The organism is Corynebacterium sp. NPDC104732 (assembly GCF_055583565.1).
The window spans coordinates 136,505-150,912 of the sequence record NZ_JBVJNS010000005.1; the positions used below are offsets into that span (position 1 = coordinate 136,505).

The 14,408-nt window shown below is 59.2% G+C and carries 15 protein-coding genes; 5 read left to right on the top strand and 10 right to left on the bottom strand.

The genetic code is table 11. The features are described from left to right. Window positions 1-2 precede the first annotated feature (2 nt). On the top strand, window positions 3-800 hold the full coding sequence (locus tag ACZ6ZO_RS05585) for an ABC transporter ATP-binding protein (protein WP_182385512.1): 798 nt from the start codon (window positions 3-5) through the stop codon (window positions 798-800). 16 nt (window positions 801-816) lie between these two features. Continuing rightward, window positions 817-1,740 carry a dihydrodipicolinate synthase family protein gene (locus tag ACZ6ZO_RS05590; protein ID WP_465291162.1) on the top strand — a complete coding sequence of 308 codons (924 nt, stop codon included), beginning with the start codon at window positions 817-819 and terminating at the stop codon, window positions 1,738-1,740. Here the strand turns inward: ACZ6ZO_RS05590 and rdgB are convergent, their stop codons facing one another. The 8 genes from rdgB to clpS form a co-directional block, all read right to left on the bottom strand. Continuing rightward, window positions 1,741-2,343: an RdgB/HAM1 family non-canonical purine NTP pyrophosphatase gene (rdgB, locus tag ACZ6ZO_RS05595; RefSeq protein WP_465291164.1), complete on the bottom strand. Its 603-nt coding sequence runs from the start codon at window positions 2,341-2,343 to the stop codon at window positions 1,741-1,743. Next, window positions 2,343-3,077 carry a ribonuclease PH gene (gene rph, locus ACZ6ZO_RS05600; protein WP_465291166.1) on the bottom strand — a complete coding sequence of 245 codons (735 nt, stop codon included), beginning with the start codon at window positions 3,075-3,077 and terminating at the stop codon, window positions 2,343-2,345. The genes rdgB and rph overlap by 1 nt, the downstream gene beginning before the upstream one ends. Before the next feature lie 86 nt (window positions 3,078-3,163). Next, window positions 3,164-3,922, bottom strand: coding sequence for an MBL fold metallo-hydrolase (locus tag ACZ6ZO_RS05605; RefSeq protein WP_465291168.1), 759 nt, complete (start codon window positions 3,920-3,922; stop codon window positions 3,164-3,166). Window positions 3,923-3,972: 50 nt separating this feature from the next. Then, the gene (gene murI / locus ACZ6ZO_RS05610; protein ID WP_465291170.1) at window positions 3,973-4,791 is read right to left on the bottom strand and encodes a glutamate racemase; all 819 of its coding nucleotides are present in this window, start codon (window positions 4,789-4,791) and stop codon (window positions 3,973-3,975) included. Between the two features lie 12 nt (window positions 4,792-4,803). Beyond that, on the bottom strand, window positions 4,804-5,433 hold the full coding sequence (locus tag ACZ6ZO_RS05615; protein WP_417925039.1) for a rhomboid family intramembrane serine protease: 630 nt from the start codon (window positions 5,431-5,433) through the stop codon (window positions 4,804-4,806). Window position 5,434: 1 nt separating this feature from the next. Continuing rightward, window positions 5,435-6,358, bottom strand: coding sequence for a P1 family peptidase (locus tag ACZ6ZO_RS05620; protein ID WP_465291173.1), 924 nt, complete (start codon window positions 6,356-6,358; stop codon window positions 5,435-5,437). A 4-nt stretch (window positions 6,359-6,362) separates the two neighbouring features. After that, a complete protein-coding gene (locus tag ACZ6ZO_RS05625) occupies window positions 6,363-6,902 on the bottom strand; it encodes a DUF2017 domain-containing protein (RefSeq protein WP_465291175.1) in 540 nt (179 codons plus the stop codon). A gap of 2 nt (window positions 6,903-6,904) precedes the next feature. Further along, the gene (clpS, locus tag ACZ6ZO_RS05630; RefSeq protein ID WP_182387502.1) at window positions 6,905-7,213 is read right to left on the bottom strand and encodes an ATP-dependent Clp protease adapter ClpS; all 309 of its coding nucleotides are present in this window, start codon (window positions 7,211-7,213) and stop codon (window positions 6,905-6,907) included. Between the two features lie 116 nt (window positions 7,214-7,329). Here clpS and ACZ6ZO_RS05635 point away from each other — a divergent pair, with 116 nt between their 5' ends. The 3 genes from ACZ6ZO_RS05635 to ACZ6ZO_RS05645 all read left to right on the top strand — a co-directional run bounded on the left by ACZ6ZO_RS05635 (window position 7,330) and on the right by ACZ6ZO_RS05645 (window position 12,630). Further along, entirely contained in the window at window positions 7,330-8,685 is a 1,356-nt protein-coding gene (locus ACZ6ZO_RS05635) for a nicotinate phosphoribosyltransferase (protein ID WP_465291177.1), read from the top strand. 589 nt (window positions 8,686-9,274) lie between these two features. After that, window positions 9,275-11,239: an ATP-dependent DNA helicase gene (locus ACZ6ZO_RS05640; RefSeq protein WP_465291179.1), complete on the top strand. Its 1,965-nt coding sequence runs from the start codon at window positions 9,275-9,277 to the stop codon at window positions 11,237-11,239. Next, the gene (locus tag ACZ6ZO_RS05645) at window positions 11,239-12,630 is read left to right on the top strand and encodes a class I adenylate-forming enzyme family protein (RefSeq protein WP_465291181.1); all 1,392 of its coding nucleotides are present in this window, start codon (window positions 11,239-11,241) and stop codon (window positions 12,628-12,630) included. The genes ACZ6ZO_RS05640 and ACZ6ZO_RS05645 overlap by 1 nt, the downstream gene beginning before the upstream one ends. Here the strand turns inward: ACZ6ZO_RS05645 and ACZ6ZO_RS05650 are convergent. After that, window positions 12,627-13,478, bottom strand: coding sequence for a hypothetical protein (locus tag ACZ6ZO_RS05650; RefSeq protein ID WP_465291183.1), 852 nt, complete (start codon window positions 13,476-13,478; stop codon window positions 12,627-12,629). The two genes, ACZ6ZO_RS05645 and ACZ6ZO_RS05650, sit on opposite strands and share 4 nt — an antisense overlap. Window positions 13,479-13,593: 115 nt before the next feature. Next, a complete protein-coding gene (locus tag ACZ6ZO_RS05655; protein WP_465291185.1) occupies window positions 13,594-14,367 on the bottom strand; it encodes a hypothetical protein in 774 nt (257 codons plus the stop codon). Between the last annotated feature and the right edge of the window lie 41 nt (window positions 14,368-14,408).

Consider the following 14,408-nt stretch of genomic DNA (forward strand, 5'->3'; position numbering starts at 1 on the left):
TCATGCCTACGCAGAAGTCACAACGAATTATTGAACTCAAGGATGTCAATGTCATCCACAAGACGCGCACCGGCAAGCTGTTCCGGCCAGATACGGTTCATGCCAACAAGGACGTGAATTTCTGGGTGGATCGAAAAGAGGTTGTCGGAATCGTCGGCGAATCCGGCTGTGGCAAGTCGACGCTGGCCCGTGTGATGGTTGGGTTGCAAAAGCCTACCAGTGGCCAGGTGTTCTTCCACGACAAGCCATTGAAGCACTCAAGCCGGATGCGTAAGGAACTGGGGCGGTCCATTTCCATGGTGTTCCAGGATCCAGCTACGGCGCTCAATCCGCGCATGACTGTTAAGGAACAGCTGCTCGACCCACTGCGCGTCCACCACATTGGCAACGAGTCCACTCGGTTGAAGCGAGTGCAAGTTCTGCTGGACCTGGTTGGTCTGCCCCAGTCGGCGCTTGATGTGCTGCCCCGCCAGATCTCTGGTGGCCAGCGCCAGCGCGTGGCTATCGCCCGTGCTCTCGCATTGGAGCCTGACCTGATTATTGCTGACGAGCCTACCTCTGCTCTGGACGTCTCGGTTCGAGCTCAGGTGCTCAACCTGTTGACTGATCTTCGTTCCGAACTTGGTCTCGGCCTGGTGTTCATCTCCCATGACATCAACACAGTGCGCTACATCGCGGACCGCATGTGCGTGATGCTCAAGGGCGAAATCATTGAACAGCAGCCCACAGAAGCCCTTTTCGCGACGCCGCAGCAGGAATACACCCGCACGTTGCTCGCGGCCACCCCATCTTTGCTCTAAGGAAGTATCGATCATCATGAACGGAATTGTTTCCGGAATCATTCCCCCACTGCTCACCCCACTGCATGAAAACGGTGACGTTGATTACGAGTCCTTCGGCAATCTTGTCGAACGGCTCGTCGGCGCAGGTGTCGATGGCATCTTCGTGCTGGGTTCGTCTGGCGAGGTCGCGTTCCTCAACGACACCGTCCGCGACCAGGTCATTGAGAAGGTAGTCGCACTTGTCGACGGCCGCTGCCCTGTTTACGCTGGCGTCATCGATACCCAGACCAACCGCGTCATCGAACACATCCGCCGGGCCGAAGCCCTCGGCGTGCAGGCAGTCGTTGCTACTGCCCCGTTCTATGCCATCACTGGACCAGCAGAAATCGAGGCTCACTTCCGGGCGCTGCGCGCCGCTACCACGTTGCCGATCATCGCCTACGACATCCCAGTGTGTGTCCACAGCAAACTTGCCCCGGAACTGCTGGTACGACTCGCCACCGAAGGGGTCCTCCAGGGAGTAAAGGACTCCTCCGGTGACGATGTCTCCTTCCGCCGCTTGTGCATGCTCAACAAGAAGGCAGGATCCCCACTGACGGTGCTCACCGGCCATGAGGTTGTGGTCGACGGGGCTTACCTCGCGGGAGCCGACGGCTGCGTCCCCGGCCTCGGCAACGTGGACCCGTCCGGCTACGTCCGGATGTGGAAAGCCTTCCAGGCAGGCGATTGGGATCGGATGAAGGTGGAACAGGATCGGCTAGCCGAGCTGTTCGAGATCGTCTTCACCCCGATCGGCAAGGTTGGCCCGGCTGCCGGTGTCGGCTCATTCAAGACGGCCCTTGAGCTCATGGGCGTGATCAAGACCAACATCATGAGCGCGCCACTGGCCCCTATTGCCGACGATGCTTCCCGCAACGCGATCGAAAAGATCGTGCGGGAAGCAGGGCTACTGAACTAACTACTGCAGCGAACGGATCACAGGCACTAGCTCAGCTAGTGCCTTTCCGCGATGAGAGCGGGCGTCCTTTTCCTCGGCGGTTAACTCGGCGGAAGCGCGACCGTCGGCGTCGTCAGGCAAGAACAGCGGATCGTATCCGAAGCCGCCTTCGCCCCGTCGCTCTCGGAGCAGCATGCCACGCCATTCACCGCGCGCCACATGTTCTTCACCCGATGGCAGCACGAGGGCACAGACGGACACGAAGCCACAGCCACGTCGCTCGTCGGGGACGTGCGCCATCTGACCGAAGAGCAGGTCATTGTTGGCTTCGTCATCCCCATGTCCACCGGACCAACGTGCGGAGAGCACACCTGGCATTCCGTTGAGTTCATCCACGGCTAGGCCAGAGTCGTCGGCAAGCGTCGGCAGCCCGGTCGCCTTCATCCCGGCGCGCGCCTTGATCAGCGCGTTATCCTCGAAAGTGCGGCCGTCTTCTACCGGTTCCTCATAGGAGGGAACGTCGCTGGTCAGCAGGATCTCTACTCCAGCTATTCCTGCGGCTTCCAGGACGCGTGCCAGCTCGCCGGCCTTCTTTTTGTTGTTCGATGCCAGGTAGAGACGCATTACAGTGACAACTCCAGAGCGGCCTTCTGGGCGGCGATCAGGGAATGTAGGCCCTTCTCAGCCGTGTCCAGGAATGCATTCATCTGCTCGCGGGTAAAGGTGCCGTGCTCGGCGGTGCCCTGGATTTCCACGAACTGGCCGGATTCAGTCATGACCACGTTCATGTCCACCTCTGCACGGGAATCTTCCTCGTACGGCAGGTCGAGACAGACATTGCCGTCGATAAGGCCCACGGATACGGCGGCCACGGGAGGCAAGAGTGGGTTTCCGGGGACCACGCCACGGGTTTTGAGGACGGCGATGGCGTCGGCAAGTGCCACATATGCGCCGGTGATGGAGGCCGTGCGAGTGCCGCCGTCGGCTTGGAGCACGTCGCAGTCGATGTTGATGGTGTTCTCGCCCAGCTCTTTCAGATCAATCGCAGCGCGCAAGGAGCGACCGATGAGGCGAGAAATCTCGTGGGTACGGCCCTTGACCTTGCCCTTCATCGATTCGCGCGGCATACGATCGTGGGTAGCGGCAGGGAGCATGGCATACTCCGCGGTCAGCCAGCCTTCGCCGGAATCCTTCTTAAAGCGTGGCACGCCTTCCTCAACAGAGGCAGTACACATGACGCGGGTGTTGCCGAACTCAACGAGCACCGAGCCCGCCGGGTTGGTGGTAAAACCACGAGTGATCTTGACAGGACGCATTTCATCGAGCGCGCGACCATCAGCGCGAGTAAAGGAAGTCATGTCATAGACACTACCCGCCAAATTTAGCGTACGAAACGGACGTTCAAGCCAATTTTCATCCCATCCGTACGCTAAATTCCGGGGTGCTACAACTGAAACTCCATTCCAGACTCCCCGACGATGACTTCACCGTCGAAGTTTTCTTGGGCACTGCGCAGCGCTGCTTCTGGGTCGGCCCATGGTGGGATGTGGATGAGGACGAGTTTTTTCGCCCCTGCACGGGAGGCGATGAGCCCGGCTTCGGCGCCACTCATGTGCATGTCCGCGGGTTTGCCGAGGGAGCTGTCTCCCCAGGTGGCTTCGCATAGGAAGAGGTCGGCGTCGCGTGCGCATTCGATGAGGGAGTCGGTGTAGGCACTGTCGCCGGAGTAGGCGATGGTCTTTCCGGTGGTTGCTTCCGTGACGCGCAGGCCGTAGGTTTCCACGGGGTGGATCACTGGGTAAGGGGTGATTTGGACGCGGTCGACGATGTGTGGGACTCGGGCAGTCCATGGGGTGAAGGCGAAGGAGTCTGAGTAGTCATCCTCGCCTTCGAGGCTGAGTGGCCCGAGGTGGTTCACGGTGTCCGCGGGCCCCACTAGCTGGTTCCTTCCGGCTGACGGCGCGACGGGGTGGTAGCGACGCCACACCATCAGCGAGGGTATGTCCAGGCAGTGGTCGGCGTGAAGATGGCTGAGTGCCACATGCAGTTCTGCTGGATTGGCGAACTCTTGCACTTTGGCAAGCACGCCTGGGCCACAATCGAGCATCACACCAGGGGCGTTATCAACCTGAACCAGGTATCCCGACGCGGGGTTGTCTGGGGCGCCGGTGCTTCCACTACAGCCAAGTATGGTCAGCTTCATACTGTAACTTTCTCATGTCTCGATTGGTTTTGTGAAGCATTCCTTCACCTTTAAACCTTAGTATGTGACGATACTTCAGTGATGCCGGGACCAAGAAAACGCTCGGAGAGCAGCGCGAACTTGTCCGGGTCACCGGTCGATTCGAAGCTGCGGGTGGGCGGTCCGTGGATTTCTGGGTCTGCGAGCATGTCTGTTTGGCTCAGGACCTTCAGCACGTCTTTGGAGGTTTCCTCCGCACTGGATACGAGGGTGACGTTGTCCCCCATCGCCAGTTGGATGACGCCGGAGAGCAGCGGATAGTGTGTGCAACCAAGCACAAGCGTATCGACGCCCGCTGCTTGCAATGGCTCCAAGTACGCTTCCGCGACACCTAAGATTTGACGCCCGGAGGTGATGCCACGTTCCACGAAGTCGACAAAGCGTGGGCACGGTGCCGCCACGCATTCGATATTCGGGGCAGCCTCAAACATGTCCTGGTACACGCCCGAGTTGATCGTTCCGAGCGTGCCGATGACGCCAACTTTGCCGTTGCGCGTGGTGGCAACTGCGCGTCGTACCGCGGGCAGGATCACTTGGACCACGGGGACGTCGTAACGCTCGCGGGCATCCCTGAGGAACGCCGCTGTCGCCGTGTTGCAGGCGATAACGATCATTTTGCAGCCACGTTCCACCAGCTCGTCTGCGATGCGGGTGGCGTGTTCGCGCACCTTTTGGATCGGCTGCGGACCGTAGGGGCCGTTTGCGGTGTCGCCGATGTAGATGATCGATTCGTGTGGCAGCTGATCCATGATGGAACGCGCAACGGTGAGGCCACCAACTCCGGAATCGAAAATGCCGATGGGGGCGCCTGGGCTCGGAGTACTAGTCATATCGTTGTTATGCTACCTGCCTCGGCGCTCCAAACGCTTTTGTTGCCGTTTTTGTATCAGAGCTATCGGATCGTCAGACGTGATCGTCGCTCCGGCTATAACACCACCAATGGCCCCAAAGAGATGAGCTTGCCAGCTGATCCCAGGTTCGTTGGGAAATACGCCCCAAATGTAGCCCGCGTAGAAAAATGCCAGCACGATTCCCAGCGCAACTTGGCCGAAATGTCGGTTGAAGAGGCCACGGATAATTAGATAGGACAACCAGCCGTAGATAAGCCCCGACGCGCCAATATGGTTAGTTCCCCAACCACCAAAGACCCATGTTCCGAAACCGCCAATGACCATGGCGATCAGTGACACTTCCACCACGACGCGATTGCCAGAAAGCGCAATCAAGAAGATAAAAATAGCCCCAGGCACGCTATTGGAAATAAGGTGGGAAAACGATACGTGCAGAAATGGTGCGGTGAAAATATATGGTAAGGAACTTATATCCCTCGGGTGAATACCGAATCCGCTAATCCAACCACCGGTAATCACGCTGAAAATATGGACAACCCATATCACCAGCAGATAAGCCATTACCCAGCTCACTGCACGGCGAAAGCCGGTATCTCTTTTGGCCGTGTTGTACTGGTACATGTTATTGATCTCCTCTGAGCCCCTGATAACACTCCAGTCCATACCCACTCGTGGCATGAACTACAGCGTCGATAATCGCTGCACACACGACATCAGCCGACGCTGTGGACAGGGCGATCATGTCTTCCAGCGACACGCCCTCGCCGGAGCCGGTGGAGAGGGTGAACAGGGTATCGCCGTCAAGGGGCGAGTGCGCAGGGCGGACCGCGCGGGCGAGGCCGTCGTGTCCGGCCATTGCGAGGCGCTTAGCCTGCGCTTTGGTCGCCGGCGCATCAGTCACGATCACACCGATCGTCGTGTTGAGCTTGGTTTCCAACCCCTTCAAGGCAGCAAAGCGCGCCTTATCGACGGCTAATTCCGGCGCTCCCCAGAACCTACCGGTGTCCTTGTCCACCACTGCCCCAACGGGGTTAGCTACCACCCCTGCTGCGATGGTGTACTCGCCGACTTTGAGCGAGGCTTGGCCGAAGCCACCGCGCAGCACTCCAGCGGTGGCACCGCATCCGGCGCCGACGGAACCCGAGGAGGTGGACGGCCCGGCAAAGGCGTCCTGGACGGCAGCGTAACCGTCCTCGGCGGTGGGCCGGTGGGTAGCGTCGCCAACCAGGAGATCAAAGATCACTGCGGCCGGCACGATGGGAACGCGAATATCCCGGATGACGGGGAACCCAATACCCCGTTCTTCCAGGGCTTTCATGACACCATCTGCGGTGGCGAGTCCAAAAGCCGATCCGCCGGAGAGACACACGGCGTGCACCTGCTGCACTGTGTTGTGGGGCTCCAGCAGGTCGGTTTCCCGGGTACCCGGCCCGCCACCACGAACATCAACAGCAGCGACGGCACCGTCCGGCACTACCACTACGCTCACACCGGTATCCCCCAAGCTACGGTGCCCCAGCAGCACGCCCTGGACGTCGGTAAGCATTGCATTACCCCATCATCACGTCGAGCAGCGACTCTTGCGCGTACGCCAGCCACTGCACCAACATGTCGCGGTCTTGTTCCTCAGCCTCCCCGCCTCGGATTTCCCCAGAAGCAACGTAGAGGCGAATGTCGTTGAGTCCAGCGACCCAGGCGTGAGCCTCCTCCTCTGTCGCCACCACGGCGACGCTGCCATCGGGGCCGAGCGCGCTCGTAATGACCTGGAGGTTTTCTAGCTTTGCGCGGCAGATGTCGTTTTCGTGCAACGACCGCAGCAACGCGTTATCGCCCTCGAATTCCTCATCCCCCTGCATCTCAAAATCGGGGAGCAGACGGGCAAGCGCAGGATCTGACGGGGCTTCCTTGTGCCCAGACGTCATGCCAGTGAGTTCGGCGAGCTCATCCTTCGGGGCGGACTGCGCCCGCTGAATCAGCGCCTCGGCTACCGCAGCGGCCATGTCCCCCAACACTTCCCGTTCCATCGGCTCGAAAATCACGGAGTACTTTGCCCCTTTAAGCAGGGATTTCTTCTTTTTCCACGCTTCCATGTTTATCCCGCCTGCTGCATCGTCGCCCACAAGCCAGCCTTATGCAGCTTCTTCACGTCGCCTTCCACTTTGTCGCGCTCGCCGGTACTGACCACCGCTTTCCCTTCCGTGTGGACCTGCATCATCAGTTCCGTCGCGCGCTTGCGACTCATGCCGAGCACCGTCTGAAAAACATAGGTGACATAGCTCATCAGGTTGACCGGGTCATCCCAGACGATGCACATCCACGGCAGGTTTTCGCTGGTCATCACGTCAACATCGATGACTTCCTCAAGATCAGGCGAAGCCATCGGCGCCGACGGTGTGCTCATATGCGGTGACCAATTACTCATGGTTCCCCAGCTTAGCTGTCACACCTAGACTCCGGCACTTCACAAGCCGGAAAACTTCCTGCTGAAATAGCCCCGCGTGGTCTACACTAACCTCTGTGACCTCTTCAACACCAAGCTCCCATGCCCCAGGCGTCGCCTCGTCCTTACCACCAGCGCGCTCCACGTCGCTGCTGACAGACAAGTATGAACTCACCATGTTGCAGGCCGCGCTTGCCGACGGCACCGCGCACCGCCAATGCGCATTCGAAGTATTCTCTCGGCGACTGCCCAACGAACGCCGCTACGGTGTGGTCGCCGGTACCGCCCGGGTCCTGAGCGCAGTGGAAGATTATGTCTTCACCGAAGAACAACTGGACGGACTGGACTTCCTCAACGAAGAAACCATCTCCTACCTCAGGGATTTCAAGTTCCGTGGGCACATTGACGGCTACCGTGAGGGCGAACTCTACTTCCCTAACTCCCCCATTCTCACCGTTCGGGGCACCTTCGCCGAATGCGTCATCCTCGAAACCGTCATCCTGTCCATTATGAACGCAGACTCCGCTATCGCGTCCGCCGCCGCCCGCATGGTGACTGCTGCCGGTGGCCGCCCCATCATTGAGATGGGATCGCGCCGTACCCATGAGTACGCCGCGGTCACGGCCTCTCGTGCCGCGTACCTCGCAGGTTTTCAAGCCACCTCCAACCTCGAAGCCGGACACCGCTACGGCATCCCTGTTTCCGGCACCGCCGCACACTCCTGGACGCTTGTCCACGTCAACGACGACGGCACCCCGAACGAAGAGGCCGCGTTCCGCTCCCAGATCGCATCCCAGGGCGTGGACACTACGTTGCTGGTTGACACCTTCGACATTGAAAAAGGTGTAGAGACCGCGATCAAGGTCGCCGGCCCTGAGCTCGGCGGCGTCCGCATCGACTCCGGCGACCTCGGTATTCTCACTCGTCGCGTCCGGCAGCAACTCGATAACCTAGGTGCGCACAACACCAAGATTGTCGTCTCCTCCGACCTCGACGAATTCGCCATTGCCGGTCTGAGGGGCGAGCCAGTCGACATCTACGGAGTCGGCACCTCCGTGGTCACCGGCTCCGGGGCTCCGACTGCTTCCATGGTGTACAAAGTGGTAGAAGTTGACGGGCATCCGGTAGCAAAACGCTCCAGCTCCAAGAAATCTGTCGGCGGGGCGAAACGCGGTTTCCGCGCCGCCCGTAACTCCGGCACCGCCGTCGAGGAGATCGTCACCCCCTTCGACGCCGACGCCCCCACCATCGGAGCTCTCAACGTCCGCGACCTGACCGTACCGCTGATGCGTGACGGACATGTCGTAGCAGGCCTACCGACGCTCACCGAGTCCCGCGATTATCTCGCCGCTCAACTAGTGTCATTGCCATGGGAAGGCCTAGCGCTCTCACGCGACGAGCCTGCACTCAACACCCGTTTCGTAGGATTTTGACCCTACTGTGTGGGGAACTTGTAACAAGCGCCAGAAAAGTACTGGTACCCAATCCGGTCACCTCGAGGTAAAGGTGTCCCCCATGATCGCCCTCGCGCTCACCACCGCATCATCTCCCCTGCCGCCCCGCCAACCCCGCAAACCCCGGATTGAGCATCCATAGCTCTCCGGGGCTTGCCCTTCCGTCGTAAAACCCGGGAAGCATTTCCCGGGTTTCGGAGAAAAGCCACCCGAATATCACAAGTGCAGCCGGGAAACGCGCCGAGACCCGGGAAACGCTTCCCGGGTTTTAGCGAGCTAGGAACGCAGAATCCAACAGCTGGCTTCATAAGCCCCAGAACACTGCGACCTTTGGCTTAACTCATAAGACAGATCCCCCTTGGTAACAAGCCACCCCAGGCCTTGTTATTCAAGTTGTGTGTCCTGGGCACAGGTGTCGAGGTTGAGGACACCAGATGCCGATTAGGTGAGTATCAAAGGAGCTCATCTCCGACATGGATGGCCGGTTTTGTCGTTGCCCGTTAGCGGTGAACGAAGCACGCTACACTAGCTGTATTTCCATGGGATCCCTGTTCTGAAGAAAGTTGCCATGTCTGCCACTTCCGCCCCTGATACCAGTGAACTGCTCAACGCCGCTGTGGCTGCGCTTGGGGGAACGCGTCGTGAAGGCCAGGCCCGCATGGCTGACGCGGTGACTCGGGCGATGGAAAACGAACGGCACTTGGCTGTCCAAGCTGGTACGGGCACGGGCAAATCGTTGGCGTATCTTGTGCCGGCGATCCGCCACGCGCAGGAGACGGGGACTACCGTGATCGTGTCCACCGCGACCATCGCCCTGCAGCGCCAGCTCGTGGAACGAGACCTACCGCGACTGGCAGAAGCGCTGGAGCCACTGCTGCCGAAGAAGCCAACGTTTGCCATCATGAAGGGGCGGCAGAACTACCTGTGTCAGAACAAGGTCGCGCAGTCCCAGCTAGACGACCCCGACGCCTTGATCGACGAGGAGGAGCTGTCCTGGCTGGGTAAACATGTGGCTCGCCTGCATGAGTGGGCATCCGAAACCGAGACCGGCGATCGGGATCATTTGGAACCCGGCGTCCCGGACCTGGCCTGGCGGCAGCTGAGTGTGTCGTCCCGCGAGTGCCTCGGGGCGAGTCGCTGCCCCCATGGTGAGGATTGCTTCGCGGAGAAGGCCCGGCGCGCCACGAAGGACGTGGACATTATCGTCACCAACCACGCCCTTTTGGCAATCGATGCTCTCGCCGACATCAATATCCTGCCGGAACACGAGGTCGTCGTCATTGATGAGGCACACGAGCTCGACGGCCGTATCACTGCGGTTGCCACCAACGAAATTTCTGTGACCTCCCTGAATCTCACGGCCAAGCGCGCTGGGAAGTTGGGCGCAGAGGGGCGCGAAGAGAAGGTGTCGGAGCTAGCAAAAGAGCTTGACGACGCCTTCCTCACCGCCCCAGAAGGACGGTGGAAGCAGATGCCAGAGTCCGCCCAACATAGTTTGATTGCGCTTAAGGATGCGCTGTGGTCACTGCGGGACACGATCCAACGCGCCCCGGACGGTGAGTCGGCGAACCAGCCGGAGCGGTTTGCCGAACGACAATCCCTCAGCAACCACTTGTTGGATCTTCATGACGCCATCGTGCGCACCCTGGAGGTGTTTGCCCAGTCAGACCCATCTCAGCACTCTGACGTGGTGTGGCTGAGCCGCGATGAGCGTCGCGGCAGTGTGCTGCGAGTGGCACCGCTTTCGGTTGCTGGCCTGCTGCATAATCGGCTATTTGAGCAGCAGACCGTGATCTTGGCCAGTGCGACGCTGACGATCGGCGGGAATTTTGATGCTATGGCAGCCAGCTGGGGGCTCCCCAAGGGATCATGGGACAGCCTCGATGCGGGAACTCCGTTTGATCCGGCAAAATCGGGGATTTTGTACGTTGCTCGTCATCTTCCGGATCCGGGTCGCGATGGCGTGCCACAAGAAACCCTGGATGAGATCTACGAACTGATCATGGCTGCCGGTGGCCGAACACTGGGTTTGTTTTCTTCGCGACGCGCGGCGGAGCAGGTGACGGAAGCGATGCGGCTGCGCCTGCCTTTTGATGTCTACTGCCAAGGTGATGATTCCACGGGTGCGCTGGTGGCGAAGTTTGCTGCCGATGAGAATTCGTGCTTGTTCGGCACCTTAACACTGTGGCAGGGCGTGGATGTTCCAGGCAGCGCCTGCTCACTGGTGCTCATTGATAGGATTCCGTTCCCGCGCCCCGATGATCCGCTGTTGCAGGCACGAAAGGAAGCAGCCGATGCTGAAGGCCGTAATGGGTTCATGGAGGTCGCCGCGACTCATGCTGCTTTGCTGATGGCGCAGGGCGCGGGCCGGTTGCTCCGCCACGTCACTGATCGGGGTGTGGTTGCCGTGTTGGATAACCGGTTGGTGACGAAACGTTATGGTTCTTTCCTGCGCAGATCCATGCCTGCCTTCTGGGAGACCACAAGTTCCGATACCGCTAAAGCTGCATTGAAAAGGTTGGTGGCCAGCTGATGTCCCTATATGAAGCTGTGTTCGGTGGGGAGCTCCCCGAAACCACTGCGATGATCTCCGGAGATCTCACGCTCACGTACCCGCAGCTAGCGGAGCGTGTCGATGACTGCGCGGCGCAGCTCGCCGCCCGAGGTATCGGCCAGCATGACGTCGTGGGTGTCCAACTAGGAAACGGTGCGGACTTTGCAACGGTGTTCCACGGCGTCGTGAAGCTTGGCGCAATCGTCGCGCCTCTCCCCCTCCATCTTCGTTCGGACGAGCGTGACGCCATGCTCCGCAGCGTCGCCGCGTCGCTACTGGTGGATGAAACGAACGTGCGGGAGGTGGTACGTCCGCGTGGTTCGTTGCCGAGCCCGGCCCCGCAGATCTCTCCTGAGCAACTTGCCTGCCTGCCGTTTTCTTCTGGAACCACTGGCACCCCGAAGGCAGTGATGCTGCCTCACCGCGCACTCGCAGCCAATGTTCAGCAATTTTCCCAGGTGCTTCCTCTGCAGGCGGAGGAAACGTGTCTTTCGGTACTGCCGTTTAGCCACATTTACGGGCTAACCGCGCTGCTGAATGTTCCCCTAGCGATGCGCGCCCGGGTGGTAGCGCAAAATTTTGCTAAGGATTCTTTCCTCGCCGCCCATGATCGCCACGATGTTGCTCTTACTTTCATTGCACCGCCACTGGCCGCTGTGCTGGCATCGGCACCGGCTGAGCATAAGTTTTCCTCTCTCGCCACGATCGTCTCTGGAGCAGCGCCACTTGATCCTGCGTTGGCGCGTCGCGCAGCAGAGCGCACCGGTGCGCGAGTGATACAGGGCTTTGGGCTCACCGAGTCCTCCCCGGTAACACACTTGGCATGGCGCCCCGGCACCCCCTTGGAGGCGATCGGGCACCCCCTGCCTGATACGGAAATCAGCATCCGCGATCCCCACACCCTCGCCGAGGCCACTGAGGGCGAAATGTGGGTGCGCGGCCCGCAGGTCATGGCAGGCTACCTCGGCGACCCCGACGTGAGCAGCCGCACGCTTATCGACGGCTGGTTGCGCACCGGAGACCTCGTTCGGGAAAATCCAGACGGCTCCCACACCGTTATCGACCGGCTCAAAGACCTCATCAAATACCACGGGTTCCAGGTATCCCCCGTGAAACTGGAACGCATCGTGATGACGCACCCCGAAGTTGCGGACGCTGCGGTGACCCGGGGCTACGGGCCGGATGGTGAGGAACAACCCGAGGCCTACGTGGTGCTGCACTGCGGCAGTGAGGCCGACCAGGACGCCATCATGGCAGCGGTGGCCTCCCAGGTAGCCCGGCACGAACAGCTACGCAAGGTGCACTTTGTGTCGCACATCCCGCGCTCGGCTGCGGGAAAAATCCTGCGGCGTCATCTCGCCGCAGGCTAAGCACGCTGCATTACTGGAGCGTTCGTAGCACGGGCGAAAGCGTGAGCGATGGCGATGTAGGACACCGGAACAGTGACCAAAGCCCCGACACCGAGAATAAGGAATCCCACCATAGCAACCAGGCTGGAAATGATGAACAGGAGGATAGCCTGCGCGAAGTTCGCAAGAATAATGTCGAAGGACTTTTGGAAGCTACTAATAATTGAAGTGTGAGGATCTGCGGACGCCGCGACTGCGAACATTCCGAAGAAGGACACAATGAGGCTACCGATCACAACGGTGCCACCGATTTGGACCGCGATGCCCAATAGCAGGGCCACAACAAACATCTTTCCGATGCCATGGAAAGCGAAAAAGTCCGCTACTGTGACCGGCTGTCCCCAAATCACCTGCCGCGCATTACGGAAGATGAGCAGCTGCAAGAAGGAGATAGCGATGACCAGGATCACGATTCCGACGAAAAAGCCTCCCATTGGGAAAGCTGGTACAGAATCCGGGTCCGAGTCTGCGTTAATCGCTGCCACGATCATGGAAAACATGCCAATCAACATCGGTATGGCGGCGAGGCAACCATAGACGAGCGTTCCCACGATCCAAGGAACGGGATTTTCCATGAAGATTTTCCATGCTTGGCCAAGCGACTCAACCGCTTCAAATCTCCCGGCCTTCGCCGTTTGGGATGGATCGTTATGGTAGCCGCCGTAACCCTGGTATCCGGCGTATCCACCGTTCGTGTCCTGGTAGCCCCCGTACTGCGCGCCTGGGTTTCCGGCAGGTTGCCCCGGGTGTGGTGCGTTAAACGGGGAGGCAGATGAGTTCTCTCCCGAATTGTCAAAGGGATTAGTCACGGTGCTACGACCTTTCGATCCTCTTCATTTTCATGCAGTTAACTTTTCACTGACTAAACAAGACTAAACGAAAGTCGTGGTCTGCGAAACTGGAAGAGGGAAAACGGGCCGGTAGTTAGGCGGTGGGGTTGCGATGTTGCAGTGGGCGCCCTGCCGCCTTCATGTAAGCGTGCGCCGTCGCAATCACTCCGAATGGGACAGTGACTATAGTAGCGGCGCCAAGTGATCCGCCGATGCCGTTGAGGATCGCAATCAGGACGAACAGCAATAGGGTTTGCCCCAAGTTGGCCTTCACCACTTCAAATGATGATTTGAACGCCGCGCCAATAGACATGTCATCGAACACAAGAGCTGGCATGACAAACATCAACGCGATCGAAACCACGAACGAGCCAATGATGAACACCAGAAAGCCTAACAGCGAAGCCAAAGCAATCAGGATAGAACCCACAAACAAAATTCCGCACCGCTGGAAAGTGAAAAAGTCTTTAAATTCTGGACGTTTTCCACCAGCAGCATAAACCGCTTCACGGGTCAGTACTAGCTCCCACAGCACAAGTGAAATTGCTCCCACCAAAAGCAACACGCAGAACGTCACGAATGGCATGACCGGGAATTCGTCAGATCCCTCGGGGATCAGGGCCACATTGACCAGGAAAATAATGTAGCCAAAGAATGCAATCACGCCAAAAATAGCGAAATAGACGACCGAGGACAGCAGCCACCCCAAGGGCTTTTCCGTGATTATCCGCCACGCTTGAATGAGGGAATCCATTGCGTCGAAGGATCCAGGTGGGATAACTTTCTGGGCACCCGGTTGTGGTGCGTACTCGGGCTGCTGATAGCCGTAACCCTGGGGCTCTGGAGATCCATCAAAAGGATTCGTCATGTCATCCATCCTCTAAGTAAAAAATGAAAACCGTATCGGTT

What these genes read in the sequence shown, in the direction of transcription:
- ACZ6ZO_RS05585 (WP_182385512.1), top strand. Translation starts at nt 3, where the DNA reads ATGCCTACGCAGAAGTCACAACGAATTATTGAACTCAAGGATGTCAAT.
- ACZ6ZO_RS05590 (WP_465291162.1), top strand. Translation starts at nt 817, where the DNA reads ATGAACGGAATTGTTTCCGGAATCATTCCCCCACTGCTCACCCCACTG.
- rdgB (WP_465291164.1), bottom strand. Translation starts at nt 2,343, where the DNA reads ATGCGTCTCTACCTGGCATCGAACAACAAAAAGAAGGCCGGCGAGCTG.
- rph (WP_465291166.1), bottom strand. Translation starts at nt 3,077, where the DNA reads ATGACTTCCTTTACTCGCGCTGATGGTCGCGCGCTCGATGAAATGCGT.
- ACZ6ZO_RS05605 (WP_465291168.1), bottom strand. Translation starts at nt 3,922, where the DNA reads ATGAAGCTGACCATACTTGGCTGTAGTGGAAGCACCGGCGCCCCAGAC.
- murI (WP_465291170.1), bottom strand. Translation starts at nt 4,791, where the DNA reads ATGACTAGTACTCCGAGCCCAGGCGCCCCCATCGGCATTTTCGATTCC.
- ACZ6ZO_RS05615 (WP_417925039.1), bottom strand. Translation starts at nt 5,433, where the DNA reads ATGTACCAGTACAACACGGCCAAAAGAGATACCGGCTTTCGCCGTGCA.
- ACZ6ZO_RS05620 (WP_465291173.1), bottom strand. Translation starts at nt 6,358, where the DNA reads ATGCTTACCGACGTCCAGGGCGTGCTGCTGGGGCACCGTAGCTTGGGG.
- ACZ6ZO_RS05625 (WP_465291175.1), bottom strand. Translation starts at nt 6,902, where the DNA reads ATGGAAGCGTGGAAAAAGAAGAAATCCCTGCTTAAAGGGGCAAAGTAC.
- clpS (WP_182387502.1), bottom strand. Translation starts at nt 7,213, where the DNA reads ATGAGCACACCGTCGGCGCCGATGGCTTCGCCTGATCTTGAGGAAGTC.
- ACZ6ZO_RS05640 (WP_465291179.1), top strand. Translation starts at nt 9,275, where the DNA reads ATGTCTGCCACTTCCGCCCCTGATACCAGTGAACTGCTCAACGCCGCT.
- ACZ6ZO_RS05645 (WP_465291181.1), top strand. Translation starts at nt 11,239, where the DNA reads ATGTCCCTATATGAAGCTGTGTTCGGTGGGGAGCTCCCCGAAACCACT.
- ACZ6ZO_RS05655 (WP_465291185.1), bottom strand. Translation starts at nt 14,367, where the DNA reads ATGACGAATCCTTTTGATGGATCTCCAGAGCCCCAGGGTTACGGCTAT.